This is a genomic window from Actinoplanes regularis, from assembly GCF_900188005.1.
GTDB lineage: Bacteria > Actinomycetota > Actinomycetes > Mycobacteriales > Micromonosporaceae > Actinoplanes > Actinoplanes regularis.
The window spans coordinates 1-26,441 of record NZ_FZNR01000020.1 but is presented as its reverse complement, the minus strand read 5'-3'; the positions used below and the strand labels follow the sequence as shown (position 1 = coordinate 26,441).

The following is a 26,441-nucleotide window of genomic DNA, read 5'->3' as shown; positions in this document are numbered from 1 at the left end:
AGCTGATCCACAGTGGAGCGGAAACGGTGCCGGAGCGTCCTCTTCAGCGCCGTTTCATCAGCGGCGCCGCCACGTCCGCACCGCGGATCGGGGGGACCGGGCACCGGCTGCTCGCAGTTCGCCGGCCCCTCACGGTTGGACGCGACCGGAAACGGAACGTACCGTCGGGCGAAGTTTCGCCCTGTTCCCGACGAAGAGGACCCACGAATGCGACCCGCCATCCTGGCCGTGCTCGCCGGCGGCGTGCTGCTGACCGGTGCCGCCTGCGAGAGCGACGCGAAGGTTTACAACGCCGAGGCGCCGGCCCCCGCCACCAGCACGGCCTCCGACGCGCCGACGGACTACTCGGCCGACACCGCGCAGGTCTGCGGAAAGCTGGACAAGATCTTCACTGGCGAGCTGGACGACTTCGGTACCGCGATCGGCAAGATGATCGCCTACAAGGAGGCCAAGCAGACCGAGAACGCCGTCAAGGCCGAGAAGTCGGCCGCGGCCGAGCTCCAGTCTGCGGGCACGCAGATCCGCCAGGAGACCGCCCTCGCGCAGAACCCCGAGCTGAAGGAGGCCGGGGCGACCTCGGCGGAGAAGTTCGAGGCGAGCGCGAAGGACCACAAGTACATCAAGAAGATCCAGACCACGGCGGATCTGGACAAGACCCTGAAGGCACAGCTCGCGGAGTGGATGAGCCCGGTCGCCGGCTACTGCGGCTGAGGGCCGGGAGCGGCGATCCGGACCCGGCCGCTCCCGACCTCTTCAGGCGTTACCGCTTGCCGATGCCCAGGACGGGCTTCGTCACCTCGGCGAAGAAATCCTCGCCCTTGTCGTCGACCACGATGAAGGCCGGGAAGTCCTCCACCTCGATCTTCCAGACCGCCTCCATGCCGAGTTCCGGGAACTCGAGCACCTCGACGTGCCGGATGCAGTCCTGGGCGAGCCGGGCCGCCGGCCCGCCGATCGAGCCGAGGTAGAAACCGCCGTAGGTCTTGCACGCGTCGGTGACCTGCTTCGACCGGTTTCCCTTGGCGAGCATCACCATCGACCCGCCGGCCGCCTGGAACTTCTCCACATAGGAGTCCATCCGGCCGGCCGTGGTCGGCCCGAACGACCCGGACGCGTAGCCCTCCGGGGTCTTCGCCGGACCGGCGTAGTAGACCGCGTGGTCCTTCAGGTACTGCGGCATCGGCTCGCCGGCGTCCAGCCGCTCGGCGATCTTGGCGTGGGCGATGTCCCGGGCCACGACGAGCGGGCCGGTCAGCGACAGCCGGGTCTTCACCGGGTACTTGCTCAGCTCGGCCCGGATCTCGGCCATCGGCCGGTTCAGGTCGATCCGGACGACCTGCTCCGACTCCAGGTTCTCGTCGGTGACGTCGGGCAGGAACCGGGCCGGGTCGGTCTCCAGCCGCTCCAGCCAGACGCCGGACGGCGTGATCTTGGCGACCGCCTGGCGGTCGGCCGAGCAGGAGACCGCGATCGCGACCGGGCAGGACGCGCCGTGCCGGGGCAGCCGGACCACCCGCACGTCGTGGCAGAAGTACCGCCCGCCGAACTGGGCGCCGATCCCGAAGTCCCGGGTCAGCTCCAGGACCGCGGCCTCCAGTTCGACGTCACGGAAGCCGTGCGCCAGCATCGAGCCGGAGGTGGGCAGGTTGTCCAGGTACTTCGCGCTGGCGAGCTTGGCGGTCTTGAGCGCGTGCTCGCCGCTGGTCCCGCCGATCACGATCGCCAGGTGGTAGGGCGGGCAGGCGGAGGTGCCGATCAGGCGCAGCTTCTCGTCCAGGAACTGCATCATCCGCTGCGGGTTGAGCAGCGCCTTCGTCTCCTGGTACAGGTACGACTTGTTGGCCGAGCCGCCGCCCTTGGCCATGAAGAGGAACTTGTAGGCGTCCGGGTGCCCGTTCGGGTCCTCGGCGTACAGCTCGATCTGGGCCGGCAGGTTGGTCCCGGTGTTCTTCTCGTCCCACATGGTGAGCGGGGCGAGCTGCGAGTAGCGCAGGTTGAGCCGCGTGTACGCCTGGTACACGCCGAGCGCGATGGCTTCCTCGTCGAGCCCGTCGGTCAGCACGTGCCGGCCACGCTTGCCCATCACGATCGCGGTGCCGGTGTCCTGACACATCGGCAGCACGCCGCCGGCCGCGATGTTCGCGTTGCGCAGCAGGTCGAGCGCGACGAAGCGGTCGTTCGGCGAGGCCTTCGGGTCATCGATGATCGAGCGCAGCTGAGCCAGGTGCGCCGGGCGCAGGTAGTGGGCGATGTCGTGCATCGCCTCGGCCGTGAGCATGGTCAGCGCGGATCGCTCGACGGTCAGGAAACGACGCCCGCCCGGGCCCTCGACGACATCCACGCCCTCGTCCGTGACCAGGCGATATTCGGTCAGGTCGTCGCCCGCGGGCAAGAGCGGCGAGTAGGTGAAAGCGGCGCCTCTGCTCATGAGCGGCAAGCCTAGGCCAGCGGGGGCGGCCGATGCGAACCCGGCACCCGGCCTACGCGCTCGCGGGCGTGTCAGCCGTACGGCAAATAGGCCATGTCCCGACCGGAAACCAAGATCAAACCCTTCGAGGTGGCGGCGAAGACCTTCGCATCGGTACGCACATCGGCACGTACCGCCCCATTCTCCGGAGCCAGCGCCGTCACCCGTCCGGACGAGACCACGATCACCGCGTACGGCGTGACCATCGCACCCGCCTTGGCCCGCCCGTTCTGCCGCCACACCGCCTTGCCCCGGCTGAACGACCAGCCGCGCAGCGTGTCCCCGGAGCGGATCACCGCGTATCGGTCGTCCACCGAGAGCACCTCGGCGGTCTTGTCGCCGTACCAGAGGTTCCGCCCGTCCGCGGCGTTGATCAGCTCCTGCCGGCCGTACGGATCCACGCCGAGCACCACGTCGTACCCGCCGGCCGGGTCCCGGTCCTGCTTGCAGTCGCTCTCCGCGGTGCGCAGGTTGAGGCCGTCCCGCTTCCACACCGTCCGGTTGCCGGGCGGCGCGGTGGCCACCACCCCGTAGTAGCAGGTGCCGTCCCGCGCCGTCCCGGTGATCGTGAGCACCCGCCCGCCGACCACCGCGATCCGCTGCTCCGGGCCGGCCCGCACGGTCTGCACCAGGCGGCCGGTGGCGGTGTCGATCACCCGGACCTGGCCGTTGTCCGGGAGCCCGAACAGGCCGGGCATCATCGCCGGGCCGCTCGCGGCGTCGTCGACGTCCCCGGTGCCAAGCCGGCGGGAGTCCGGCAGATCCGGATTGGCGGCGTGCAGCACGAAGCCGATCCCGCCGGTGGCGACCGACCAGAGCTGTGAGCCGAGCCGCGGCTCCCATGCTGTGAGCCGGCAGTCGTCACCGCCCGAGCAGCGCAGATCGACGATCCCGTTCTGGTACGCCCAGACCGCGCCCGCCTCGGTGTCGGCCCGGCGCACCGTGCCGGTCCGCGCGTCCAGCACCTGGTATCCCTTGGTGAGCAGCCGGCCGGTGACCACCACGGCGTCGTCGCCCTGCCCGGCGATCGTGGCCCAGTCCGCGTCGGACTGCCACACCTTCACCGCCGTGGTCAGGTTGTACGCCTCCACCGACGTGCGGTACTCGACGATCACCGACTCGCCGATCACCGAGACGCTCTGCGGGGTGCCGCCCAGGCGCTGCTGCCAGCGGGTGCCGGGCGCGACCGGCCCGCTCGTGTTGACCCACTCCCAGAGCTTCGGGAACGGGTTCCACACCCCGGTCGAGGCCAGCACGGTGACCGTGACGGCAGCGACCAGCGTGATTCCCTTCCACGTGCCCGAGGACGCCATGCGGGCAGGTTAGTGACCTCGATCCAGGACAGCTGAGAGCGTAGAAAGCCCGTGTCATGGTGTTATTCCCGAGTTGCCGCCCGACTCAGCGGCACGGTCCGGTACGGGATCAGCTCGGCCAGCGCGATGATCGTGTGGGCGCGGCGAATGCCCTCGTACCCGACGATCTTGTCGATTACCCGCTGCAGGTCGGCGTTGGAACGGGCCACGATCCGGCACAGGATGTCGCCGCTGCCGGTGATCGTGTGCGCCTCGAGAACCTCGGGGATCTCGGCCAGATGGCTCGCGACGGCGTCGTGCCCGTACCGCTGGCTGATCTCCAGGGTCACGAAGCTCATCACTCCGAAGCCGATCCGGGCGGGCACCACCTCGGGCCCGAAGCCCTTGATCGCGCCCCGGGTGGTCAGCTTGTCGAGCCGGGCCTGCACCGTGCCACGGGCCACCGCGAGGCGCCGGGAGAGCTCCAGGATCCCGATCCGGGGCTCGGCTTCCAGCAACTCGATCAGCTTCGCGTCGAGCTCGTCGAGCTGGACACCTTGCTCAGTCATAACCGCTGACCACCCTACTGAATGCACAGATTGACCAGTCGAAACTCCGACTATTGCCCACTGGTGTGATCAAGGTCAATCCTCAGCCACATGACCAGCCTCCACGGCGACTTCGCCACAGAAACCGAGAAACCCACTGAGGTTTCGGAAGCCAAAGACGTCTTCCCGGTGAAAGGCGTCGACCACCTGCGCTTCCTGGTCGGCAACGCCCGCCAGGCCGCGCACTTCTACTCCACCGCGTTCGGCATGAAGTGTGTCGCCTACCGCGGCCCCGAGCAGGGATTCCGCGATCACGCCGAGTACGTGCTGGTCAGCGGGGGCGCGAAGTTCGTGCTGACCGGCATGGTGCACGCCGGGGCGCCCGGTGCCGACCACGTGACCCGGCACGGCGACGGCATCTCGGACATCGCCCTGCAGGTCCCGGACGTCGACGCGGCGTACCAGCACGCGCTCGAGGCCGGCGCGCGCGGCGTGACCGAGCCGTACGACCTGAAGGACGAGCACGGCACGGTCCGGCTCGCGGCGATCGCGTCGTACGGCGACACCGTGCACACCCTGATCGACCGCTCCGGTTACGACGGCCCGTTCCTGCCCGGCTTCGTGGCCCGCGACCCGATCGTCGCGGTCCGCCCGAAGCGCTTCTTCCAGGCCATCGACCACGTGGTCGGCAACGTGGAGCTGGGGAAGATGGACGAGTGGGTGGAGTTCTACCGCCGGGTCATGGGCTTCACGAACATGGCGGAGTTCATCGGCGACGACATCGCCACCGACTACTCCGCGCTGATGTCCAAGGTCGTCGCGGACGGCACCCGCAAGGTCAAGTTCCCGCTGAACGAGCCGGCCGTCTCGGCCCGCAAGTCGCAGATCGACGAGTACCTGGAGTTCTACGGCGGCCCCGGCGCCCAGCACGTGGCGCTGGCCACCAACGACATCCTGACCACGGTCGACGCGATGCGCGGTGCGGGCGTGGAGTTCCTGAACACCCCGGACTCGTACTACGACGACCCCGAGCTGCGGGCCCGGATCGGCCAGGTTCGGGTGCCGATCGAGGAGCTGAAGAAGCGTAAGATCCTGGTCGACCGCGACGAGGACGGATACCTGCTGCAGATCTTCACGGCTCCCGTGCAGGACCGACCCACCGTATTCTTCGAGTTGATCGAGCGGCACGGCTCCCTCGGTTTCGGCAAGGGCAACTTCAAGGCCCTCTTCGAAGCCATCGAACGGGAGCAGGAGCGGCGCGGCAACCTGTGACGTGACCTGCGCGCAGGGAACCGTCAGACACTCGTGGTAAAGGTTTGCGCATGAGTTCCCTTCCCGCGGGTTGGTACAAGGACCCGGCCGACACCAGCACCCAGCGCTACTGGGACGGTGAGGGCTGGCTGGGCCAGGCCATCCCGGCTGACGCGGTCGCACCGGACGGGCCGCCGGTGGAGGCGGAGCCACCCACGGCGGCGCCGCCGGTCGCGGCACCCCAGCCACAGCCCTTCGCCCCACCCACGCCGCACCCGGGCTGGGCTCCTCCGGGAGCTCAGCCTCCGGCCGGCTGGCAGCAACCCCCGCCGGGATGGCAGCAGCCACACCCCGGCTGGCAACAACCCCCGCACCAGGGGACGCAGCCCCCGGCCGGCTGGCAGCAACCGCACCCCGGCTGGCAGCAGCCCCCGCCTCAGGGGACGCAGCCGCCGGCACCGGGCTGGCACCAGCACCCGCAGGACTGGTATCAACCGCCGCCCACGGCCCAGCCGCCGCACGCCTACCTGTACCCGACGCCGGAGGCCCGCCCGCACGGCCTGGCGCTCGCCGGCCTCGGCCAGCGCCTGGCCGCCCGGCTGATCGACATCGCCGTCGTACTGGTGCTCAATGTCGTGATCAACGGCTGGTTCGTCTACCAGTGGTGGCAGGACTTCTATCCGATGTACAGCCACTATCTCGACCAGGTGATGGCCGGCACCGAGCCGGACATGCTGCAGCCGACGCCGCGGATGCAGTCCCTGCAGATGACCATCATCCTGATCGCCACCCTGCTCTGGCTGCTCTACGAGGCCCCGGCGATCGCCGGCCGCGGGCAGACCCTGGGCAAGATGCTGATGGGCATCAAGGTGGTCGACCTGGACAACATCAAACCGATCGGCTTCCGCCGCGCGTTCGGCCGCTGGGCCCAGCTCGGCGCGTGGACGCTGCTGTGGTGGTGCCTGGTGGGATTCGTGGTCCAGCTCCTGGACTCGCTCTCGCCCACCTTCGATCCGCGCCTGCGGCAGGCCTGGCATGACAAGGTGGCACGGACCGTCGTCGTCGCCGTCCCGCCGGGCACCCAACCGACCGTCAAGGCCGCACCCCGCGGCGACAACCCAGGAGGACGAGAATGACCCGGCTGACCCGCGCCGACCTGGACGCACTGCCCGCCTACGTGCCCGGTCGCAACGTCGCCGACCTGGCCCGGGAGCTGGGCATCGCCGAGGCGATCAAGCTGGCCAGCAACGAGGTGCCGTACGGGCCGCTGCCCGGCGTGGTCGAGGCGGTCACCGAGGCCGCCCGGGAGATGCACCGCTACCCGGACATGGGCGTGCTCAGGCTGCGTGACGCGCTTGCCGAGCGCTTCGGGGTGGCCGCCGACCGGGTGGTCACCGGCTGCGGCTCGGTCGCGCTCGCCGAGACCCTGGTCAAGGCGACCTGCCTGCCGGGCGACGAGGTGATGTTCTCGTGGCGCTCGTTCGAGGCGTACCCGATCATCGCGGCCGGGGCCGGCGCGGCCTCGGTGCGGGTTCCGAACACCGCGGCGCACGGACACGACCTCACCGCCATGGCCGCGGCGATCACCGACCGCACCCGGCTGATCTTCGTCTGCAACCCGAACAACCCGACCGGCACCGCGCTGCGCCGGCCGGAGCTGGACCGGTTCCTCGCGGCGGTGCCGTCGGACGTGCTGGTGGTGCTCGACGAGGCGTACCGGGAGCTGGTCACCGACCCGACGGTCCCGGACGGCCTGGAGACCTACGGCGACCGCGCCAACATCGTGGTGCTGCGGACCATGAGCAAGGCCTGGGGCCTGGCCGGCATGCGCATGGGCTACCTGGTCGCCCAGCCCGAGGTGGCCGCCACCGTGCGCAAGGTGGTCACTCCGTTCTCCACCAGCCTGGTCGCGCAGGCCGCGGCGCTCGCCGCGCTGGCACAGGAGCAGGAGGTGGTCCGGCGTTGCGCCCTGGTCACCGCGGAGCGCGAGCGGGTGACCGAGGCGCTGCGGAAACTCTCCATCGACATTCCGGACAGCCAGGCCAACTTCGTCTGGCTGCCGCTCGGTGACCGGACCGCGGCGTTCACGGCGGCCTGCGAGAGCCGCGGGGTGATCGTGCGGGGCTTCCACCCGGACGGCGTCCGCGTCACCATCGGCACCCCGGAGGAGAACGACACGTTCCTGGCGGCGGCGGAGGCCGCGCTGGCCGCCTGATCCGCAAGCCGCTCGATCTCGGCTACGAGCCTGGCCGGTCCGCGAATCCGCCGCGGTCCGGCCAGGCTCTCCTTGCGGCCGATGAAGACGTTAGCCGTACGAACCCACGGATCCCGCCCTGAGCAGGCATATTGCCCTCTAACGGGTGGCGGTCGCCGTCGTCGCGGACCGCTTTACAGCCCGACCAGCAGCACCGTGTCGGTGTTGTAGTAGTAGATCGGCGACTCCGGATCGTCGGGTCCGTCCTTGCGCCGCCGCTCGATCGCCAGATAGTGGTCGGAGACCATGAGACCGCCGAGGTCCCACAGGTCGTCCTCCTTCTTGTAGGCGAGGCGGAACCGGAACAACTCGTGGCCGTCGGCGGTGGCCAGCCCGACCAGATGGTGATCCGCTGTGAACACCAGCACCCGCCCGGGCACGCCGCCCAGCACCCGCCCCTCGCCGGGCCGGCTCCACAACGCGGTGCCGTCCTCCCGGTAAGCGGTCACCGCGCCGTTCGCGGTCGACACCACCAGCCCGTCCGCGACCGTGGAATCCGGCCGGTCCAGCGTGAACGTGCGGCGCGGCGACGACGAAGCGGTCGACCAGCCCCGGCCGGCGGCGTCCCGGAAACCGGCACAGCCCGAGTTCGCCACCGAACAGCCGACGGCGGTGAACGGGCCGACCGGCCAGTTCGGCACGGCCTGCCCGGTGGTCACGTCATAGGCGCCGGTGGCGCAGACGTACACGCCACCGATGGTGGTGAAGCCGTCCGTGCAACCGGCCGCGACCGTGGTGCGCCAGCGCTCGGCGCCGGTGCTCAGGTCGTACCCGGCAAGCGTCTGTCCCTCGGCGACCACGACGGCGCCGGCGGCGATCCGCAGACCCGGCGGATCCCAGACCGTCGCGGCGCCGGTCCGGTGCCCGGCGTAGTCCGGCGCCGCCAGGCTCTCCTGCCGCCAGACGATCTTCCCGGTACGGCCGTCGACCGCCACCAGTTCGCCGTCGGACCACCGGCTGATCACCGTGGCGCCGCTCGCCACCACCCCGCTGAGCTGCTCCGGCCAGCGCCGCAGCGACCAGCGGGTGGTGTAGACGGAGTTGCCGTAGACCGGCTCGTCGGCGCGGATCTGGTGCTTGGCCGCGTAGACCCGGAGCCGGTCCTCGATGATCAGTGGGGCGAGGTTGATCCGCCCGAGCACGCCGGGCGCGGAGACCACCAGCAGCGGATAGGGCTCGTCCGACGTGGCCAGCACCTCGGCCGGCTTCAAGATCCGCCAGCCGACCAGAAGCGTCGCCAGCAGCAGAAGCACCACCGCTGAGGCTCGCAGCAGTACCCGAGTCACGGCCGGAAGTATTCCAGGCTCAGTACCGATCGATCACTCGTACCCGCCGTTGATCAGACCGAGACGGACCAACTCGGTGAGCGGTTCGACCACGTTCGCGGCGCCGAAGCCGACGAAGAGCGGGCGCGGATCGTCCCGATGCGACCGGGCCGGCTCGACCAGCGGCACCGGATGGGTCGCGGCCAGCGCCTCGGCGACCTCGGCCACCTCGCCGCCGTCCGCCGCCAGCAGCGTGGCCACCAGCACGTTGAGGAAACCGTGGTGGGTAAACCCGGTCTCCGGATCGGTGTGCCGGGTGGCGTGCCGCAGCCCGGCAGCAAGCTTGAACGGCAACTCACGGTCGCGACAGGCACAGATCACCGCCGCGAGCTCGACCGGCGTCGGGAAGAGCTCGGCGGCGAGCCCACCGATGCGGAACTTCGGGGCGATCGGCAGCGCCTCCCGCCGCGCCTCGGCGACCGTGTCCAGCGCGCCGAGCAGCCCCCAGCTCAGCGGGATCTCCGCCCACACCCGGGTCCCCGACTCCCGGCCGGCCTCGTGCAGCGCGAACGTGCGCAGCACCGCCAGGCCGGGCTGTGGATCCTCGCCGCGCCGGGCCACCGCGGCCTCCACGTGCTCGATCACCATGCCGGCCGCGCGCAGCTTCTCCACCGTCGGCGACAGCGCGCCGACCGGGATGTCGCCGATCAGCGCGGCCGCGAGCCTGAGCACCGGCTCGGAGCCCACCACCGAGGCCGGGACCAGCAGGGCACCGATCAGCTCCGCGTACCACGCGGCGGCGTGCTCGCGGAATTTCGTCTCGGCCTCGGTCAGGCCGGTCGGGCTGGGCGGCAGTAGGGACGCGTCATCGACCAGCCCGGCATACAGCGGAGGCACCAACGTCGACACGATCCGAACCTAACGGACCACGTGTGAGCCGGACAACAGTGTGCCTGAACCACCCGGACCACCGTCTCGGCCGTCAGGCCCGGTGGGCAGCGGTTTTCCGCCCGGGCAGATATATCGCGCGGGCTGGGGCGAGCGGCAGGATCGGCGTCGCTTCGGGTCACCAGCGACCAACAGGATCAGCGTCGCCCCGGATCACCAGCGGCCAACAGGATCAGCGTCGCTCCGGATCACCAGCGGCCAGCACGATCAGCGTCGCCCCGGATCACCAGCGACCCGCACGATCAGCGTCCCTCCGGATCACCGGCAGGCGACAGAACCACCAACGCTCCAGATCACCGGCGGCCGGTCAGCACCACCATCTCGGCTACGGCTGCCAGGACCATGCCCGCGATGAGCGTAGGCAGGCCGCCGACCACGGCGTAGGCCACCAGGAAGAGCGGCGCGGCGAAGGTCAGGTAGGCCGCGGTGGCCAGCGCCCGCTTGCCGGAGCGGAGCCGGGTCAGCACGATCCCGACCGGCTCGGAGAGGCGGTTGCGGAACCAGAAGACCACCGCGACGAAGATCAGAAGGCCGATCAGGCCCGCCCAGGCTCGCGAGATGCCGGCGCTGATCAGGCTCATCCCGGCGGTGAGCACGGCGGCGATCAGGGTCCCGTTGGCGCCGTAGCTGATCGTCGCCAGTACCGCCGAGGTCGAATCGGCGGAGAGGTCCAGCACCGGCTTACGCGGGCGGCTGACCGCCGGCGGCTCGGCCCAGTTCGACCCGGCCGGCTCCGGTTGCGCGGCCTCCGGCGACGGTCCGTCCGCGGGCACCCCCAGCGACGCCTCCTCGGCCAGCTCCTCCAGCGCGCGGGCCCAGCGGCGCCGCTCCAGCCGGACAACGCCGACGTCCTGACCGGCGTCGCCGATCGCCGGATCCAGATCCAGCGCCTCCGCGTACGCCCGCTGGGCCAGGTCGAACAGCCGCAGCCGGGCCGCGACCACGGCCAGCACCAGGTGCGCCTCGGCCTCGGCCGGCGCCACCCGAACCCCGTTCCACGCGGCGTTCAGCGCCTCCTGACCGTTGCGGGACTCGCTGAGGAGCGCGGCGCCGGTGCGTTGCGCGTACGCGTCCTCCGGCCACGCCCGCAGGATGTCGCCGGCCAGCTGAGCGGCCTCCGCGAACCGTCGGCTGTCGATCAGCGCCATCGCGCGCACCACCAGAGCCGGCAGCGTGCCCGGCTCGGCCGCGGCGGCCCGGTCGGCGGCGGCCAGCGCCTCGGTCGGCTGGTCGGCGGCCAGATGGATACGGGCCAGCGTGGCCAGAAGCGCGGTCTCGTCGGATTTGGGACCGAGTTTCGCGCCTCCCGCCAGACCAGACGTGGACCCGGGCTCAACGCCGCCCGGCGTCCCGGACTCAGCGCCGCCCGGCATCCCAGGCTCAGTGCCGCTCGGCGTCCCGGACTTAGGGCCGGCCGGCGTCCCAGGCTCAGTGCCGCTCGGCGTCCCGGACTTAGGGCCGCCCGGCGTCCCCGAACCAGAGCTGGTCGGAGCCCCTGACTCAGGGCCGCTCGAAGCCCCGGACTCAGAGCCGCTCGGAGCGCTGGACTCAGAGCCGCTCGGAGCACTGGACTCAAAGCCGGTCGGAGCGCTGGACTCAAAGCCGGTCGGAGCCCCAGACCCAGGGCCGCTCGAAGCCCCGGGCCCAGAGCCGGTCGGAGCCCCGGGCCCAGAACCAGTCGGCGCCCCGGACCCAGGGCCGGTCAGCGGCCCGGGCGGGGCTTCGGGACCGGCGTTCAGGCCAGCCGCGATCTCCTCGGCGGCCTCGTCGTAGCGGCCGAGATCGGCGAGCAGCAGCGCACGCTGGCGGTGCTCCTCCGGCGTGGTGTCAGGCTCCATAGGCGCGGGCACAGTCGGAGCGTAGGCGGTCTACCTGTAGATCACATGGGCTGGGGTGATGCGAAGCTCCCGGGCTCGCCCTCCGGCCCGCTGTCCAGCGGTCGTCGCGCTGTAGATCACACGGGCTGCAGCGAAACAGCACATCCACGCCCGCTACCCAGCGGCCGTGGTGCTGTGGACCACAGGGGCTGCAGCGAATCAGCACACCCAGGCTCGCCTCCGACCCACCACCCAGCGGCCGTCGCACTGTAAATCACATGGATGCAGTAAAGCGGCCCATCCGGGCTCGCCCTTCGGCGGTCATCACGCTGTAGATCACATGGGCTGCGGTAAAACGGCACATCCAGGTCCGCCCTTCGGGGCGTTACCCAGCGGTCGTGGCGCTGTGGACCATGGCGACCGCGATGCCGGCCAGCCCCTCACCGCGCCCCGTGAGCCCCAGCCCGTCGGTGGTGGTGCCGGACACCGTCACCGGTGCGCCGATCGCGGCGGAGAGCACCTCCTGGGCTTCTGCGCGGCGTTTTCCGATCTTCGGGTGGTTCCCGATGACCTGAACCGAGACATTGCCGATCGCAAAGCCGGCGGCCCGGACCAGGCGGGCGGTCTCCGCGAGCAGCGCGACCCCGGCGGCGCCGGCCCACTCCGGCCGGCTCGTGCCGAAATTGCTGCCAAGATCGCCGAGTCCGGCCGCGGAGAGAAGCGCATCGCAGGCGGCGTGCGCGGCAACGTCGGCGTCCGAATGGCCGGCCAGCCCCGGCTCACCGGGCCACTCCAGTCCGGCTACCCAGCAGGGCCGCTCAGCGTCGAATGCGTGCACGTCCGTGCCGATACCCACCCTCGGAATGATCACCCAGTCACCCTAACGACCCACCGGTACCGGCTTCGCCCTCCGGTGCGTTCCCCCGGCCAGGACGAGCGCCAGAGACGGCAGACGCGGGCGCTGGCCGCGTCAGGCGCTGGCCGCGTCGGGGTCGGGGTCGGGGAGGGCGAGGAGGTGGGTGGCGAGTGCCAGGTCGATAGGCCGGGTGATCTTCAGTGCCAGGTCGGAACCGGGGACGCAGCGGACCGGGATGCCGAGCTTTTCGACAGCGCCGGCGTCGTCGGTGTGCGAGTCGGCGGCGGCCGCGTGGGCGGCGCGCAGCATCGTCGCGCGGAAGCCCTGTGGGGTCTGGACCGCACGCAGCGCCGATCGGTCGACCGTGCCGAGCACGATGTCGTCGCCGTCGACTTCCTTGATCGTGTCGACCACCGGCAGGACCGGGATCACCGCGTCGGCGCCCTCCCGGACGGCCGCCGCGACCCGCTCGATCACGGAGGGTGGGGTGAGACAGCGGGCCGCGTCGTGCACCAGCACGATCGCGACCTCCTCGGGAACGGCCGCGAGCGCGGCCGCCACCGACTCCTGCCGCTCCGCGCCGCCGGCCACCACGGTGACCGGGGCCACCGGGGCGAGCAGGGCGTGCACCGCGTCGACGTCAGCGGGTGGGGCGGCCACCACGATCAGCCGGACCGAGGGCGCCGCGGCGAGTCGGCGCACCGCGTGGACCAGTAGTGGCTCGCCCTCCAGCAACCGCAGCGCCTTGGGTCCACCCGGCCCGAGCCGGACACCGGCGCCCGCAGCCGGAACGACGACCGCGACGTCACCGCGAGCATGAAGCTGCGCGGTCACGTCGCGGTCGGCGATCACGGTGATGTGAGGGATGCGTCGGTTGGATCAGGCCTCGGTAAGGACCTTGTCGAGCAGGACCTCAGCCTCGTCCTTGGTGCTCTTCTCAGCGAGGGCCACCTCGCCGACCAGGATGTCGCGGGCCTTCGCGAGCATGCGCTTCTCACCCGCCGAGAGACCACGCTCCCGCTCGCGACGCCAGAGGTCACGAACGACCTCGGCAACCTTGAGCGGGTTGCCGGAGGCGAGCTTCTCCAGGTTGGCCTTGTAGCGCCGCGACCAGTTGGTCGGCTCCTCGGTGTGCGGGGCGCGGAGGACGTCGAAGACCTTGCCCAGGCCTTCCTCGCCAACCACTTCGCGCACGCCGACTTCCTCGGCGTTCTCAGCGGGCACCCGGACCGTTAGATCGCCCTGGGCGACACGCAGAACGAGATACTGCCTTTCAACGCCCTTGATGACCCTAGTCTCGATTGCCTCGATGAGTGCGGCCCCGTGGTGGGGGTAAACAACGGTCTCGCCGACACTGAAAACCATAGGTTCGAAACCCCTTTCGCTGTGTCTAGGGTAACACGCTCAGGCGGCGCTGTCTCGCCCTGGCGGTTACTGTTAGTGCAGCTCAGAGGCCCTGTGACGGGGCTTTCTACCGCTTGACAGCGGAGCAGCGAGCTGCCTGCGTAACACAAAGTGACCGAGCCGTTACGGCTCTTGCCTATGAGTCGGAAATTCCGGACCTGATGGCTTTGCCAGATCAAGCGTATCGCTGAGGTCCACGCCGCCCCATCACTGGCGATGCGGCGTAGCGTGCGAGACGCTGGACGGAAGTTCCCCGACCGAAGCAAGATCTGGTCGGCCAGGGGGGAGGTGAGTCATGGCAGGCGCGAGCGACAACGGCGGCTGGCCGCCCGACGGCGGTTCCTGGGATGAACTGCCCGACCTCCCTGAGGAGTGGGGCGTCATCGTCATCCCCGACGACCTGTCGGAATTGGCCGACGAGGTCGAGGCGGTGCGCGCGGAGCTGCATCCGACCCCGGCCGCGGCCCGCTGGCAACGCTTCACGCGCCGGCCCGCGATGCGGCGGCTGCGCAAGGTGGGCACCCTGATGCTGCGTGCGCCGGTTCTGATCGTCTCGATGGCGATCATGGTCACCGTGGCCAGCCTGTTCGCCTCGGCGTGGCCCGGGCCGTCCCGGCAAGCGGCCACCCAGCGCACCTCCGGCTCCACCCCGGCACCGAGCAGGACGCTTCCGGCGCTCGAGCTGGTCGGCGCCGACGGGTCGGCCGTGCCGCTGCGTGGGCAGCTGCCGCTGGTCGTCCTGCTCACCGACGGTTGCGACTGTGACGATCTCGTCGCGGAGACGGTCGCCGCGGCCCGGCCGGAGATCGCGGTGTACGCCGTCTCCACCGCCACACCGTCGACCGCCACCTCACGCAGCCAGCTGACCACCGCCCAGACCCCGCGGGCCGACGGCAAGACTGTGCGTCACCTGCGCGACCCGGCCGGCACCCTCCGCGAGCAGCTCGGCCTCACCGCTCAGGACGGCACCGCCGCCGCCATCCTGGTCAGCCGGACCGGCACCATCCTGCGCACGTTCGAGCACGTCATGTCGGCGACGACCATGTTGTCCGACCTCCAACGCCTCTGACCTCACACCGGCGGGTCCCCCGCCGGATCAGCCGCCGCGCTGGACCATGCACCACGCAGGGCAAGGCACCGCCCCGATCAGGCACCACGGCGGACCAGGCCCACGGCAAATCCAGCATTGCGGCGGACCAGCCGCCACGCTGGACCATGCACCACGCAGGATCAGGCGCCGCGCAGGCTCAGGCACCGCGCAGGATCAGGCACCGCGCAGGATCAGGCACCGCGCAGGATCAGGCACCGCGCTGGACGGCGTAACGGAAGATGACCGGGCCCTGGTCGTCAGCCGCGATGCGCAGGCGTAACTGGGTACCCACGCCGACGCTGAAGACCTCCGGCGTGCGCTCTCCCGAACACGGCAGGCCCCGCCCCGATTCGTCCTCGCCGAAGCTGATCCGGACCCGGCTGTTGTCCGGCCCCGCGCACACCACGGCGACCTGGAACACGCCGCTGTCCAGATCGGCGACCTTCTCGTAGTCGCCTTCCGCGGGCAGCACCACGGTGTCCGCCAGCTCCTGATCACCGGACTCCGGCAGGAGCTGCTCGGCGGTGAGCCGCCAGGCCAGCAGGCGCGGATCGGAGTCGTCGCGGGGCGCCGCCCGCCACCACCAGACCCCGCCCAGCACCAGGAGCAGGGCGGCCAACCCCTGCAGGATCACCCCACGTCCCCGTTCGTTCACGCCGCGACTGTAGAGAACTCGAGCAGCGCGCCGTAGAGGGTGAGTCCGGGACCGAACGCCAGCAGCACCACCCGGCGGGGCGGCCGCGGTTCACGACGCAGGGCGTCCAGGACCAGCAGCACGGTGGGCGACGAGCAGTTCCCGTACGCGGCGAGCACGCCCCGTGACGCCGCGAGCGCCCGATCATCCAGGCCCAGCCGGTCCCGCACCACGTCGAGGATTTTCGGGCCGCCCGGGTGCACCGCCCAGCCGTCCACCTCGCCGATGCTCAGCCGGTGCCGCCCGAGCAGCTCCCCGACCAGCGCCCGGACGTGTGCGGAGAGCACCGACGGCACCTCCGGGGACAGCCCCATCCGGAACCCGAGATCGGTGACTTCCCAGGTCATGTGCCCGGCCGTGGTGGTGTCGGTGACCGCGGCGACCTCCCTCACCACGTACCCCGGAAAGGATTTCGACCTGGGGGTGAGGACCACCGCGGCCGCCGCGTCGGAGAAGAGCGCGTGCGAGACGATCTGCTGGACGTCCGGCCCGCCGGTGCCGGCCGGCTGCATGTGCAGACTGGTCAACTCGGTGCAGAGCAGCAGCGCGGGCCGGCCCCGGGCCACCACGAAGTCACTCGCCGCGCCCAGTCCCGGCAACGCGGCGTAGCAACCCATGTGCCCGACGAAGAGCCGCTGGACGGCCGGGGACATGTCGAGGTCGCGGGCGAGGAGGATGTCGAGGCCGGGTGTCGCGTAGCCGGTGCAGGAACAGACTGCGAAAAGTCCCAACTCGGACGCGGCGAGCCCGGCGTCGGCCAGCGCCCGCCGCACCGCGGTGCTGCCCAGCGGCACCGCCTCGGCCTGGTAGCGGAGCATCCGGCGCTCGGTGGACCAGCCGGACACGTCCTCGAGCAGCGGGCTCACCGCGGCCTGTCGAGTGATCACCCCGGAGTTCGCGAAGATCCGCTGGGCCAGTCCGCGCCGCCGGCCCGCGTAGTGGTGGGCGAAGAAGCCCTCCCAGAGCTCGTCCTGCACCGTGGAGGGCGGCAACGCCACGCCCAGCCCACTCATCACCGCCCCCGTCACGGCCGTCACCTACCGTCGCGCTTCCCGGAAGACGACGCACCAACCTGACCAACAGCGAAGGGTGGCGCGGCGGCCTTGTGGCCAATGCCCTGGTAGAGGATGGCGGTGGAGAACGTGGGAACAATCTGGCCGAGTGGCCGGCCATCGGACGCGGGCCGCACCACGAGCCACCGCACCAGCCCCGAAAAAGTCGGCCGGACCCCTCGCACCGCCAGCCGGACACCGTGCCGGGCGAACTCGGCCCGCAGCCGCCGCGGCGACACGAACAGCGCCGGATCATGCAACCCCACCGGCGCGACCCCCAGCCGCTCGCCGAGGGTGACCGTGACGAACCGGCTGAGCGCGGTGCTGTTCACCGTGTCCAGCACCACCCGGCCCCCGGGCCGCAGCACCCGGCAGAGCTCGGCGACGGTGCCGCTCAGATCGGGAACATGCTCCAGGATCTCCCCGGCCACCACGACATCGGCGCAGCCATCGGCCAGCGGCAGCCCGGCCACATCGGCGGCGACCGGGACGACACCCTGCTCAGCGGCCTGAACCAGCCCGGACGCACGCAGGTCGACGCCGACGTGCTGGTAACCGAGGGCGCTGACGTGCGGCGCGAGCAGGCCGCCGCCGCAGCCCGCGTCGACCAGCACCCGCCCGGGCTCGCCGGGCCGTGGGATCAGCTCGGCACGGGCGGCGGCCAGCCAGCGCAGCAGCTCGAACCCGCCGCCCGGACGCCACCACTCGCCGGCCAGGTCGTCGTACTGGCACGGATCGTTACGCCGCATCGACAACATGTGATCGAGCGTGGCACGGTTGCCGCCCGTCCACCACCGGTACCGCGCAGCCTGTGGACGACCCGCCCCTGTGGACGACCACCTGGCACGCCGGCCTCTGGAGTTGCAGACTGCTGGGCATGTCCCGTGCGCTCGCCCTGCTGCGCTCGTCACATCCGGAACCGGGCGCCGCGGTCACGCTGGCGATGACCCTGCTCGCTTTCGGCGCCGGGCACCGCGGGTGGCGCCTGCTCTGCGTCGGCCTCGCCGTGGCGGCCACCCAGCTCGCCGTCGGCTGGGTGAACGACTGGCTCGACGCGGATCGGGACCGGCGCACCGGCAGACGGGACAAGCCGATCGCCGACGGTGCGATCTCCCGCCGTACCGTCGCGATCTCCGGTTTGCTCGCGGCCCTGGCCGCGCCTCTGGCCGCCCTCCCGCTGGGCGCGGCCGCCACCGTGACCATCGCCGTGGCCGCGGTCTGCGGCCTGCTCTACGACTGGCCACTGAAGTCCACCCCGTTCTCGGTGCTGCCCTACCTGGCGGCGTTCGGGCTGCTGCCGGTGTTCGTGGTGGTGGCGCTCCCCGCGCATCCCGCACCGCCGGCCTGGCTGGTCGCGGCGGCCGCCCTGCTCGGCGCCGGGGCGCACTTCGCGAACGTGCTGCCCGATCTGGACGACGACGCGAGGACCGGGGTGCGCGGGCTGCCGCACCGGATCGGTGCCGGCAACTCCCGGCTCGCGGCCGCGGCGCTGCTGCTGGGCGCGACGGCCGCCCTGGTCCTCGGACCGCCCGGAGCGCCGTCGTGGTCCGGTTGGCTGGCCGGCGCGGCCGCCGTCGTGGTCTTGCCGATCGGCTGGTACGCGGCCCAGCGCGCCCGCGGGAGGCCGGTCGCCCTCTTCCGCGCGGTGATCGTCGTGGCCCTGATCGACGTCCTTTTGCTGATCTTCAGCGGACCGGTGTGAACCGCCGGAGGCCGGATGGATGGGTCGGCGCACGCGGCCGTTTGCCGCCCACTAGGCTGATCTCACACCTTGGTGTCGCTATTTGGAGGATCGTGATGCGCACGCTGGGAACCCGTCGCGCCGCCCTGGTCACGGGTGTCGCCACGGCCGCGGTCATCGCGCTGGCCGGCTGCTCGGCCGGTCAGGTCGCCGAGACCGCCCTGCTGGACACGCCGATCGCCGGTGTGGACGCCAAGTCCGCCGACGGCAGCGTCCTCGTGCGCGACGTCCAGGTGGAGTACCACGGCATCGAGGGGTATGCGAAGGGCGCGAACGCACCGCTCACGCTCAGCCTCTTCAACCAGACCGAAAAAGAGGTCACGGTCTCGATCACCAGCGTGCCGGCACCGGCTCGGCCGCTGCCCGCGACGCCGGTCACGCCGCCGGTGGAGTCGGACCGGCCGCAGGTCGTGTCGGCGAGCCAGGTCGGATTCCTCGCCACGGCGCCGGCCGCCACCACCTCCACGCCGTCGGCCGCCGCGTCGGCCCCGGAGGCCGGCGCGTCCAGCGCGGTCCCGACGGTGGCCGCCACCACCGCTGCGGCGCCCACGGTCACCGCGGCGGAGATCAAGATCAAGCCGTTCGGCTCGGCGACGTTCCGGTCGACCGACGCCAACCAGCTCCAGGTCATCGGCCTGAGCGACGTCATGAAGCCGGGCACGGTGGTCAACCTGGTGCTCAAGTTCAGCAACGGCGCGCCCGACCTGAACATCCAGGCGCCGGTCGCGATCCCGCTGTCGCCGGCGTCCCGCGCGCCCGGCGATGCGGCTGAGGACAGCGAGCACGAGTGACGTTGTCGTACCCGGCGGCTAACTTTGCCGGGTGACGACCTCTCGGACAAGTTCCAAGGCAGCCCGGCCGGCTTACGTCTGTGACGCCTGCGGCCACCAGCCGCCGAAATGGCTGGGCCGCTGCTCGGAGTGCGGCGAGTGGGGCTCGATCATCGAGTCCACGGTGACCGTCGGAGTCTCCGGCCGGGTGGTCAGCTCGCGGATGCCGGCCGAGCCGGCCCGCCCGATCTCGCAGATCAGCGCCGCGCCCGCGCGGGCCGTGGCGACCGGGGTCGGTGAGCTCGACCGGGTGCTCGGCGGCGGCCTGGTCCCCGGCGCGGTGGTGCTGCTCGCCGGCGAGCCCGGGGTGGGCAAGTCGACCCTGCTGCTCGACGTGGCCCAGCAGTGGGCCAACGGCGCCGGCAGCCCGTCGCTGGTGGTCAGCGGCGAGGAGTCGGTGAGCCAGGTCCGCCTGCGGGCGGAGCGCCTCGGCGCATTGCACGAACGACTCTTCCTCGCCGCCGAGAACGATCTGGGTACGGTCATCGGCCACCTCGACGCGGTCAAGCCCGGGCTGCTGGTGCTCGACTCGGTGCAGACCGTCTCGGCGCCCGGCACCGAGGGCGTGCCCGGCGGGGTGACCCAGGTCCGCGCGGTGACCGCGGCACTTGTCTCGATCGCCAAGGAGCGCGGCATCGCCACCGTCCTGGTCGGCCACGTCACCAAGGACGGTCAGGTCGCCGGCCCGCGGGTGCTGGAGCACCTGGTCGACGTGGTCCTGCACTTCGAGGGCGACAAGCATTCCTCGCTGCGCCTGGTCCGCGGGGTGAAGAACCGGTTCGGCGCGGCCGACGAGGTGGGCTGTTTCGAGATGCACGAGGGCGGGATCAGCAGCCTGCCCGATCCGTCCGGGCTCTTCCTCACCCGCTATCAGGAGCCGGTCCCCGGGACCTGTGTGACGGTCGCGATGGAGGGCCGGCGGGCGCTGGTCACCGAGGTGCAGGCGCTGATCGGGGCCGAGGTGCAGGGCTCGCCGAGGCGGACGGTCTCCGGCCTCGACAGCGCCCGCCTGGCCATGGTCCTGGCGGTGCTGGAGCGCCGGACGAAGCAGATCAAGCTCTACAACCGTGAGGTGTTCGCGGCGACGGTGGGCGGCATCCGGCTGGTGGAGCCCTCCGCCGACCTGGCGATGGCCCTCGCGGTCGCGTCCGGCGGGCTCGACCTGGCGATGGCACCGACGCTGGTGGCGATCGGCGAGGTCGGGCTGACCGGGGAGATCCGCCGGGTGGGCGCGATCGACCGGCGGCTGGCCGAGGCGGCGCGGCTGGGTTTCCGGGTGGCCCTGGTGCCGCCGGGCAGCGGCCGCGACGGCGAGGTCAGCCTCCCCAAGGGCATGGAGGTGATCGAGGTCGGCGACCTGCGGTCGGCATTGCAGAGCGCGGCGCGGGCCTCGGCCGATCACAGCACAAAGTAACCCAGAGTGACGAATCATCACGCTACGGAGCATTCATCGAACCATGCCTCGTTGCTCCGTTTGACAGTTCGTAGACTGTACCGGTGCCGCTCGACCGCGATGGTTCCAAGTCCGCCGCCAGTTCAACGCCGCGCCCCGGCGTCAACGGCGCGGGCAACCGCGCGGTGGCCCCGTTGAGCGGCACCGGCCTCGCCAGCGATCCGCTGCGCGCCAACCTCGCCCTGATGGCGCCCGGCACCGCCCTGCGCGACGGGCTGGAGCGGATCCTCCGCGGCCGCACCGGTGCGCTGATCGTCCTCGGCTACGACTCGGTCGTCGAGACCATCTGCACCGGTGGCTTCCCGCTCGACGTGGAGTTCTCCGCCACCCGGCTGCGTGAGCTGTGCAAGATGGACGGCGCCGTGCTGCTCTCCAGCGACGGCACCCGGATCGTCCGGGCCGCCGTGCACCTGATGCCCGACCCCTCCATCCCCTCCGAGGAGTCCGGCACCCGGCACCGCACCGCCGAGCGGGTGGCCAAGCAGTCCGGCTTCCCGGTGATCTCGGTGAGCCAGTCGATGCACATCATCGGGCTCTACGTGAACGGGCAGCGGCACGTCCTGGACGACTCGGCCGCCATCCTGTCCCGGGCCAACCAGGCATTGGCCACGCTGGAGCGTTACAAGCTGCGGCTGGACGAGGTGTCCGGCACGCTCTCCGCGCTCGAGATCGAGGACCTGGTCACCGTCCGCGACGCGGTCGCGGTGGTGCAGCGGCTCGAGATGGTCCGCCGGATCGCCGACGAGATCTCGGGTTACGTGGTGGAGCTCGGCACCGACGGCCGTCTGCTGGCCCTGCAGCTGGACGAGCTGATGGCCGGCGTCGACTCGGACCGCACCCTGGTGATCCGGGACTACCTGCCGACCGGTCGCAAGGCCCGCACGCTGGACGAGGCGCTGGTCGAGCTCGACCTGCTCACCGCGACCGAGATGATCGACCTGGTCGCGGTCGCCAAGGCGATCGGTTACCAGGGCGCCTCCGACGCGCTGGACGCGGCGGTGTCCCCGCGCGGGTTCCGCCTGCTGGCCAAGGTGCCCCGGCTGCCGGGACAGATCGTGGACCGGCTGGTGGACCACTTCGGGAGCCTGCAGCGGCTGCTGGGTGCGACGGTCGAGGACCTTCAGGCCGTCGAGGGGGTCGGGGACGCCCGGGCGCGTGGGGTGCGCGAGGGGCTGTCCCGGCTGGCCGAGGCCTCGATCCTGGAGCGGTACGTCTGAGCTGACCCGCTCCCCGCCCGCAGTCAGAGGGGGTGGGCGATGTCGTTGGCGTGGTCGGCGATCGCGGCTCCGGTCACGGTCGCGGTGAGCGGCAGGATCTCCAGGCACCGCCTGATCGCCGGAGCCATCATCGGGTTCGGCACCCGCAGCGAGACCGTGCAGTGCGGTACCCAGAGTCCCGGACGGTAGTGCTCCCAGACCTCCACACCGCCCGCCGAGAGCCGTTCGTGGACCGACCGGTGGTGCTCCATCAGCTCGGGAGTCATGGTCACCCCGAGCCAGAGGACCCGCCCGACGAACTGGCCGGCGAAATCCAGCCGCAGGGTCAGGCCCCGCCCGACGACGAGGCCCTCCAGGGCTGCCGCCGCCAGGTGCGGATCGATCGTCCGCGCCGCCGCGAGCGAGACGTGCGGCCGGTGTTTCTGGTGCAACGACCCGAGCGTCGGGATCCCCTCCGAGTCGAGGGCGCGCCAGAGCGTCCGGACCCGCCGCGTGGCGTCGACGTCCAGATAGAGCTCGAGTGCCGCGACCAATCTCAGGAAAGGGTCACGGTGACCGGGTTGCTACGGATCTTGTCCAGCCGACCGCGCAGCTCGTACTGCCCGGCTCCCGGTGCGGGCCCGGAGGGTGCCGTCCCGTCGCACACGGTGGACTGCCGGCCGTTCCAGGTGACGTTGAAGTCGAGGTGATCGCCCGGCTTGAACGTCCGTACGTCGCTGCCCCCTGCGGTGCTGCACTTGTCGGACGACCAGAACCGCTGCGCGCCCTGCTCCAGGTACAGCTCCTGCGGGTCGGCGCCGACGTCCCGCGTACACGAACGGGAGCCGACGTTCGTGATCCGCAACGTGATCGGCAGGTTCGCGCCGCGCTTGATCGAGGTGGCGGCGGGGACCGGCGTCACCGAGATCTCGTTGTCCGTGCAGGCGCCGCCGGGCTGGCCGTTGACGTTGGTGTCGGTCCCGGTGCCGTTGGTCGGCAGCAGGCCGCTGTCCCCGTCGGGCCGCTGCGACTGCACCGGGTCCGGGTACGCCTGGCCACCGGGCGGCGCCGATTCGAGCAGGCCGTTGTCGGTGGGGGACGGCGAGCCGCTCGGCGTCGAGGCGGCCGAGGCCGGGCCGGGCGTCGGGTACTGCGACGACGCGTTCTTGGTGTTCGGTTTGTTGTCGTCGTCGTGGGAGCACGCCACGAACAGCGCGATGATGCCCAGCAACAGGGCGCCGAGCACGACCGCACGCCGCCGCCAGTAGACCGCGGGTGGGAGGGAACCAACCGTCGTACGCATGATGTGGCCCACCGTAAACCCGGACAGCCGCCATCATTGCGCGCGACGCGCCGGAGAACCGACACCAACTCACGGATCGCTCGTTAGAGATAGACCTTGCGCGGAAAAATCGCGTGGGCGCCGGCCACTCGATCGAGGAACAGCCGTCCGGCGCAGTGATCGATTTCGTGCTGTACGGCACGGGCCTCGAAAGCGTCCGTGACCAGAGTGATCGCCTCCCCGGTGCCCGGCCGCAGCCCCTCGACCACGATCCGGCCGGCCCGCTTCACGTCGCCGGTCAGGTCGGGCACCGACATGCAGCCCTCCCGCCCCGGCCGCCACCGGCTCGCCTCAACGATCTTGGCGTTGCAGAGCACGAACGCGCCGTGGGTGGTGACCGCCTTGGGATGACCGGTCACGTCCACACAGAACACCTGTGCGGAGACGCCGATCTGCGGCGCGGCCAGGCCGACACAGCCCGGCGCGGCCCGCATCGTCTCGACCAGGTCCGCGGCGAGCCGCACGATCTCCGGGCCGGTCGGGTCGACCTCCTCGGCGACCGTGCTCAGGACGGCCGCCGGCGCGGTCACCACGGTGATCACAGCAACTCCGGCTCGGCGGGCCGCAGGTTCACCTCGACGCCCAGCTCGGCACCGGCCACGGCGAGCCGCTCGGCCAGCTCGCCGGCCCGGCCGGGCGGCAGGTCCACCTCGGCGACCAGCAGGTAGAGCGGGCCGGAGAGCCGGGTGGTGAGGTCGGTGATGTTGCCGTCCGCGGCGGCCACCACCCGGGTGACCGCGGCGACGATCCCGAGCCGGTCCGCCCCGTGCACACTGACCAGGTAGGGCTCTCCGCTGGTCGAGTCGGCGGTGACCTCGACCTGTCGCACGGTGGCGAGCAGCCCGTCGTCGCCCAGCGCCGAGAGCGCCCGTTCGACCTCATCGACGGACGCTCCGGTGCAGATCAGGGTCATCGTGAAGTGACCGCGCAGCCGGGTCATGGTCGAATCGGTGAGATTCGCGCCGACGGCGGCGAGCGCCTCGGCCACGTCGGCGACGATGCCGGTCCGGTCCGGGCCGATGACGGTGATGGCGAGCTCATGCACTCGCTTACAGTAAGTCCTGATATGACTCTCGCCGACGAAGCCATCAGCTGGTACGACCGCAACGCTCGCGACCTGCCCTGGCGGCAGCCGGAAACCACCCCCTGGGGGGTTCTGGTCAGCGAGGTGATGCTGCAGCAGACCCCGGTGGTCCGGGTGGAGCCCGCCTGGCGCTCCTGGATGACCCGCTGGCCCACGCCGGCCGCGCTCGCCCTCGACCCGCAGTCCGAGGCGGTCCGGATGTGGGGTCGGCTGGGCTACCCGCGGCGGGCGATGCGGTTGCACGCCTGCGCGGTGGCGATCGTCGAGCGGCACGACGGCCGGGTGCCGGATGATCTCGACCAGTTGCTGGCGCTGCCCGGCGTGGGGACGTACACCGGGCGGGCGGTGGCGACCTTCGCGTACGGCCAGCGGCACCCGGTGGTGGACACCAACGTGCGCCGGGTCGTCTGCCGGGTCGTCGAGGGCAAGCCGGACGCCGGCCCGGCCACCACCACGGCCGACCTGGTCGCGATGGAGGAGTTGCTGCCGGAGGAGCCGGCCCGCGCGGCCCGGGCCAGCATCGCCTTCATGGAGCTGGGTGCGATCGTCTGTACCGCGCGCTCCCCGAAGTGCGTGGACTGTCCGTTCCACGAGACCTGCGCCTGGCGGCTGACCGGAGAGCCGCTACCGGCCGGCCCGAGCCGCAAACCGCAGCGCTACGCCGGCACCGACCGGCAGGTCCGTGGCCTGCTCCTGGAGGTGCTCCGGCACGCCACCGGCCCGGTCCCCCGCCAGCGCCTGGACCTGGTCTGGGCCGACGAGCCGCAGCGCGCCCGCGCCCTCGCCGGGCTCGTCGACGACGGCCTCGTGGAGAGCTTCGGCTCCGGCGATTTCATCCTCGCCGGGGACGCGCCGAAGGGTGAGATTCAAAGCCTCTGACGGTACGACCTACGCCTGCACGACCGCCCCGCCCGTCGCGCCCAGCCGGTCGCCGATCGCCGCCGGCAGCGGATACACCCGTTCGACGGGCAGCAGCGCGGCGGCCCCGGCCTCGTCGCCCGCGTCGAGCCGCCCGCGGATCTCCCGTGCCAGCGCGGTCACGTCCACGATCCCGGTGGTCCACTCGTCCGCGTACCGGGAGGTCGCCTCGCCCCCGATGCCCACCTGCAGCGACCGATAGGGCAGCTCCCGCAACCGCAGATCCCGCTCCGGGTCCCACTGCACCCGGGTCGGCGCCGCCTTGAGCTCCCGCCGCCAGGCCACCCGATCGGGGTGCACGCCGCGCACGTAGTGGCTGAGCGCCGCCCGCTCCAGCGCCCACTCGAAGCCGTCCCGGCTGATCGAGACCGCCAGCACCCGCTCCTGGCCCGGTTTCGCGGCCCACCCGCAGCGGTACATCATCCACAGGAACGACGGCTTGATCCAGGTCATCCGCTCCCGTTTGAACGGCGGCACGAACCGCCCGGAACGCACCGCCGGCTCGGCGATGGCCGGCGAGTAGGCCTGGTAGACGGTGATGGTCTGGGCGTCGTAGACCGCCCGGATCTGGCGCATGCCCCACATGATCGACCGTGGCCGGGCGATCCCGCGATCGATATACCCCACCACGGCATGACGCGGAACGGTCCGGCTGCCGCGGCAGCCGGACCGTTCCGTGGTGTTCTTGTCAGCGGACCGCGGCCCGCCGACGGGTCACTCCTCGCCGGTGGTCGCGCCCAGGTCGGCCGGCACCGCGTCGGGCACCGCACTGGCCTTCTCGGCGCCGCGGAAGACCAGCTTGGACTTCTCGACGTTGGCCGGGTCGCCCTCGCAGTCCACCACGACGATCTGGCCGGGGCGCAGCTCGTTGAAGAGGATCTGCTCGGACAGGGTGTCCTCCAGCTCCCGCTGGATCGTGCGGCGCAGCGGCCGGGCCCC

27 protein-coding genes and 1 pseudogene are annotated in these 26,441 nt (G+C 71.4%); 10 read left to right on the top strand and 18 right to left on the bottom strand.

Annotation, left to right across the window (positions count from 1 at the left end; all coding sequences use genetic code 11):
- Positions 1-207: 207 nt before the first annotated feature.
- Positions 208-711 carry a hypothetical protein gene (locus CHC09_RS35125; protein WP_089297579.1) on the top strand — a complete coding sequence of 168 codons (504 nt, stop codon included), beginning with the start codon at positions 208-210 and terminating at the stop codon, positions 709-711.
- A gap of 49 nt (positions 712-760) precedes the next feature.
- On the opposite strand, the gene CHC09_RS35120 is transcribed toward CHC09_RS35125, so the two are convergent.
- The 3 genes from CHC09_RS35120 to CHC09_RS35110 form a co-directional block, all read right to left on the bottom strand.
- Entirely contained in the window at positions 761-2,428 is a 1,668-nt protein-coding gene (locus CHC09_RS35120) for a fumarate hydratase (RefSeq protein WP_089297690.1), read from the bottom strand.
- A 71-nt stretch (positions 2,429-2,499) separates the two neighbouring features.
- A complete protein-coding gene (locus CHC09_RS35115; RefSeq protein ID WP_089297578.1) occupies positions 2,500-3,780 on the bottom strand; it encodes a PQQ-binding-like beta-propeller repeat protein in 1,281 nt (426 codons plus the stop codon).
- 62 nt (positions 3,781-3,842) lie between these two features.
- Positions 3,843-4,328: an Lrp/AsnC family transcriptional regulator gene (locus tag CHC09_RS35110; protein WP_089297577.1), complete on the bottom strand. Its 486-nt coding sequence runs from the start codon at positions 4,326-4,328 to the stop codon at positions 3,843-3,845.
- 90 nt (positions 4,329-4,418) lie between these two features.
- On the opposite strand from CHC09_RS35110, the gene hppD reads away from it, so the two are divergent.
- The 3 genes from hppD to hisC are packed head-to-tail and all read left to right on the top strand — an operon-like array spanning position 4,419 to position 7,773.
- A complete protein-coding gene (gene hppD / locus CHC09_RS35105) occupies positions 4,419-5,579 on the top strand; it encodes a 4-hydroxyphenylpyruvate dioxygenase (protein ID WP_239138731.1) in 1,161 nt (386 codons plus the stop codon).
- A 50-nt stretch (positions 5,580-5,629) separates the two neighbouring features.
- Positions 5,630-6,694 (top strand): RDD family protein, encoded by a 1,065-nt coding sequence (locus CHC09_RS35100; protein WP_089297576.1) that lies wholly within the window; start codon positions 5,630-5,632, stop codon positions 6,692-6,694.
- Entirely contained in the window at positions 6,691-7,773 is a 1,083-nt protein-coding gene (hisC, locus tag CHC09_RS35095) for a histidinol-phosphate transaminase (protein WP_089297575.1), read from the top strand. The genes CHC09_RS35100 and hisC overlap by 4 nt, the downstream gene beginning before the upstream one ends.
- Before the next feature lie 173 nt (positions 7,774-7,946).
- Here hisC and CHC09_RS35090 read toward each other — a convergent pair whose 3' ends face one another.
- From CHC09_RS35090 to CHC09_RS35065, 6 genes are all read right to left on the bottom strand, one after another.
- A complete protein-coding gene (locus CHC09_RS35090; RefSeq protein ID WP_089297574.1) occupies positions 7,947-9,098 on the bottom strand; it encodes an outer membrane protein assembly factor BamB family protein in 1,152 nt (383 codons plus the stop codon).
- Positions 9,099-9,131: 33 nt separating this feature from the next.
- The gene (locus CHC09_RS35085) at positions 9,132-9,986 is read right to left on the bottom strand and encodes a hypothetical protein (RefSeq protein ID WP_179277416.1); all 855 of its coding nucleotides are present in this window, start codon (positions 9,984-9,986) and stop codon (positions 9,132-9,134) included.
- Positions 9,987-10,318: 332 nt separating this feature from the next.
- Entirely contained in the window at positions 10,319-11,398 is a 1,080-nt protein-coding gene (locus CHC09_RS35080; RefSeq protein ID WP_275407939.1) for a tetratricopeptide repeat protein, read from the bottom strand.
- An 829-nt stretch (positions 11,399-12,227) separates the two neighbouring features.
- On the bottom strand, positions 12,228-12,713 hold the full coding sequence (ispF, locus tag CHC09_RS35075; protein WP_089297573.1) for a 2-C-methyl-D-erythritol 2,4-cyclodiphosphate synthase: 486 nt from the start codon (positions 12,711-12,713) through the stop codon (positions 12,228-12,230).
- 99 nt (positions 12,714-12,812) lie between these two features.
- Complete coding sequence (ispD, locus tag CHC09_RS35070; RefSeq protein WP_089297687.1) at positions 12,813-13,532, bottom strand: 2-C-methyl-D-erythritol 4-phosphate cytidylyltransferase; 720 nt, start codon at positions 13,530-13,532, stop codon at positions 12,813-12,815.
- 45 nt (positions 13,533-13,577) lie between these two features.
- The gene (locus tag CHC09_RS35065) at positions 13,578-14,063 is read right to left on the bottom strand and encodes a CarD family transcriptional regulator (RefSeq protein ID WP_014447856.1); all 486 of its coding nucleotides are present in this window, start codon (positions 14,061-14,063) and stop codon (positions 13,578-13,580) included.
- Positions 14,064-14,397: 334 nt separating this feature from the next.
- Between CHC09_RS35065 and CHC09_RS35060 the strand changes: the two genes are divergently transcribed.
- Entirely contained in the window at positions 14,398-15,171 is a 774-nt protein-coding gene (locus CHC09_RS35060) for a hypothetical protein (protein WP_089297572.1), read from the top strand.
- A gap of 229 nt (positions 15,172-15,400) precedes the next feature.
- On the opposite strand, the gene CHC09_RS35055 is transcribed toward CHC09_RS35060, so the two are convergent.
- Genes CHC09_RS35055 through CHC09_RS35045 form a run of 3 tightly spaced genes read right to left on the bottom strand, consistent with a single transcriptional unit; the run spans position 15,401 to position 17,696 of the window.
- A complete protein-coding gene (locus CHC09_RS35055; RefSeq protein WP_089297571.1) occupies positions 15,401-15,847 on the bottom strand; it encodes a DUF6023 family protein in 447 nt (148 codons plus the stop codon).
- Positions 15,844-16,899, bottom strand: coding sequence for a type III polyketide synthase (locus tag CHC09_RS35050; protein WP_089297686.1), 1,056 nt, complete (start codon positions 16,897-16,899; stop codon positions 15,844-15,846). The genes CHC09_RS35055 and CHC09_RS35050 overlap by 4 nt, the downstream gene beginning before the upstream one ends.
- Before the next feature lie 20 nt (positions 16,900-16,919).
- Entirely contained in the window at positions 16,920-17,696 is a 777-nt protein-coding gene (locus CHC09_RS35045; RefSeq protein ID WP_089297570.1) for a methyltransferase domain-containing protein, read from the bottom strand.
- Positions 17,697-17,815: 119 nt separating this feature from the next.
- Between CHC09_RS35045 and CHC09_RS35040 the strand changes: the two genes are divergently transcribed.
- From CHC09_RS35040 to disA, 4 genes are all read left to right on the top strand, one after another.
- Positions 17,816-18,640 carry a UbiA family prenyltransferase gene (locus tag CHC09_RS35040; RefSeq protein ID WP_089297685.1) on the top strand — a complete coding sequence of 275 codons (825 nt, stop codon included), beginning with the start codon at positions 17,816-17,818 and terminating at the stop codon, positions 18,638-18,640.
- A 95-nt stretch (positions 18,641-18,735) separates the two neighbouring features.
- Complete coding sequence (locus CHC09_RS35035) at positions 18,736-19,470, top strand: hypothetical protein (RefSeq protein WP_089297569.1); 735 nt, start codon at positions 18,736-18,738, stop codon at positions 19,468-19,470.
- A 31-nt stretch (positions 19,471-19,501) separates the two neighbouring features.
- Positions 19,502-20,923: a DNA repair protein RadA gene (gene radA, locus CHC09_RS35030; RefSeq protein ID WP_089297568.1), complete on the top strand. Its 1,422-nt coding sequence runs from the start codon at positions 19,502-19,504 to the stop codon at positions 20,921-20,923.
- 164 nt (positions 20,924-21,087) lie between these two features.
- Positions 21,088-22,179: a DNA integrity scanning diadenylate cyclase DisA gene (gene disA / locus CHC09_RS35025; protein ID WP_373871993.1), complete on the top strand. Its 1,092-nt coding sequence runs from the start codon at positions 21,088-21,090 to the stop codon at positions 22,177-22,179.
- 23 nt (positions 22,180-22,202) lie between these two features.
- Here the strand turns inward: disA and CHC09_RS35020 are convergent, their stop codons facing one another.
- The 4 genes from CHC09_RS35020 to CHC09_RS35005 all read right to left on the bottom strand — a co-directional run bounded on the left by CHC09_RS35020 (position 22,203) and on the right by CHC09_RS35005 (position 24,545).
- The gene (locus tag CHC09_RS35020) at positions 22,203-22,712 is read right to left on the bottom strand and encodes a 2'-5' RNA ligase family protein (protein ID WP_089297566.1); all 510 of its coding nucleotides are present in this window, start codon (positions 22,710-22,712) and stop codon (positions 22,203-22,205) included.
- Positions 22,713-22,714: 2 nt separating this feature from the next.
- On the bottom strand, positions 22,715-23,461 hold the full coding sequence (locus CHC09_RS35015; RefSeq protein ID WP_089297684.1) for an adhesin: 747 nt from the start codon (positions 23,459-23,461) through the stop codon (positions 22,715-22,717).
- Positions 23,462-23,544: 83 nt separating this feature from the next.
- Positions 23,545-24,042: a peptide deformylase gene (gene def, locus CHC09_RS35010; protein WP_089297565.1), complete on the bottom strand. Its 498-nt coding sequence runs from the start codon at positions 24,040-24,042 to the stop codon at positions 23,545-23,547.
- Positions 24,039-24,545 (bottom strand): glycine cleavage system transcriptional repressor, encoded by a 507-nt coding sequence (locus CHC09_RS35005; protein ID WP_089297564.1) that lies wholly within the window; start codon positions 24,543-24,545, stop codon positions 24,039-24,041. Before CHC09_RS35005 ends, def begins: the two co-directional genes overlap by 4 nt.
- A gap of 21 nt (positions 24,546-24,566) precedes the next feature.
- Here CHC09_RS35005 and CHC09_RS35000 point away from each other — a divergent pair, with 21 nt between their 5' ends.
- Positions 24,567-25,463: an HhH-GPD family protein gene (locus tag CHC09_RS35000; protein ID WP_089297563.1), complete on the top strand. Its 897-nt coding sequence runs from the start codon at positions 24,567-24,569 to the stop codon at positions 25,461-25,463.
- A gap of 9 nt (positions 25,464-25,472) precedes the next feature.
- Here the strand turns inward: CHC09_RS35000 and CHC09_RS34995 are convergent, their stop codons facing one another.
- Positions 25,473-26,078 (bottom strand): DUF4291 domain-containing protein, encoded by a 606-nt coding sequence (locus CHC09_RS34995; protein WP_089297562.1) that lies wholly within the window; start codon positions 26,076-26,078, stop codon positions 25,473-25,475.
- Between the two features lie 138 nt (positions 26,079-26,216).
- Positions 26,217-26,441: pseudogene (locus CHC09_RS34990) on the bottom strand (ATP-dependent Clp protease ATP-binding subunit ClpC); the annotation flags it as partial.

Coding starts and splice junctions, on each gene's coding strand:
- CHC09_RS35125 (WP_089297579.1), top strand. CDS start 208: ATGCGACCCGCCATCCTGGCCGTGCTCGCCGGCGGCGTGCTGCTGACC.
- CHC09_RS35120 (WP_089297690.1), bottom strand. CDS start 2,428: ATGAGCAGAGGCGCCGCTTTCACCTACTCGCCGCTCTTGCCCGCGGGC.
- CHC09_RS35115 (WP_089297578.1), bottom strand. CDS start 3,780: ATGGCGTCCTCGGGCACGTGGAAGGGAATCACGCTGGTCGCTGCCGTC.
- CHC09_RS35110 (WP_089297577.1), bottom strand. CDS start 4,328: ATGACTGAGCAAGGTGTCCAGCTCGACGAGCTCGACGCGAAGCTGATC.
- hppD (WP_239138731.1), top strand. CDS start 4,419: ATGACCAGCCTCCACGGCGACTTCGCCACAGAAACCGAGAAACCCACT.
- CHC09_RS35100 (WP_089297576.1), top strand. CDS start 5,630: ATGAGTTCCCTTCCCGCGGGTTGGTACAAGGACCCGGCCGACACCAGC.
- hisC (WP_089297575.1), top strand. CDS start 6,691: ATGACCCGGCTGACCCGCGCCGACCTGGACGCACTGCCCGCCTACGTG.
- CHC09_RS35080 (WP_275407939.1), bottom strand. CDS start 11,398: ATGCCGGGCGGCGCTGAGTCCGGGACGCCGGGCGGCGTTGAGCCCGGG.
- CHC09_RS35065 (WP_014447856.1), bottom strand. CDS start 14,063: ATGGTTTTCAGTGTCGGCGAGACCGTTGTTTACCCCCACCACGGGGCC.
- CHC09_RS35060 (WP_089297572.1), top strand. CDS start 14,398: ATGGCAGGCGCGAGCGACAACGGCGGCTGGCCGCCCGACGGCGGTTCC.
- CHC09_RS35050 (WP_089297686.1), bottom strand. CDS start 16,899: ATGAGTGGGCTGGGCGTGGCGTTGCCGCCCTCCACGGTGCAGGACGAG.
- CHC09_RS35045 (WP_089297570.1), bottom strand. CDS start 17,696: ATGTTGTCGATGCGGCGTAACGATCCGTGCCAGTACGACGACCTGGCC.
- CHC09_RS35040 (WP_089297685.1), top strand. CDS start 17,816: ATGTCCCGTGCGCTCGCCCTGCTGCGCTCGTCACATCCGGAACCGGGC.
- CHC09_RS35035 (WP_089297569.1), top strand. CDS start 18,736: ATGCGCACGCTGGGAACCCGTCGCGCCGCCCTGGTCACGGGTGTCGCC.
- CHC09_RS35015 (WP_089297684.1), bottom strand. CDS start 23,461: ATGCGTACGACGGTTGGTTCCCTCCCACCCGCGGTCTACTGGCGGCGG.
- CHC09_RS35000 (WP_089297563.1), top strand. CDS start 24,567: ATGACTCTCGCCGACGAAGCCATCAGCTGGTACGACCGCAACGCTCGC.
- CHC09_RS34995 (WP_089297562.1), bottom strand. CDS start 26,078: ATGCGCCAGATCCGGGCGGTCTACGACGCCCAGACCATCACCGTCTAC.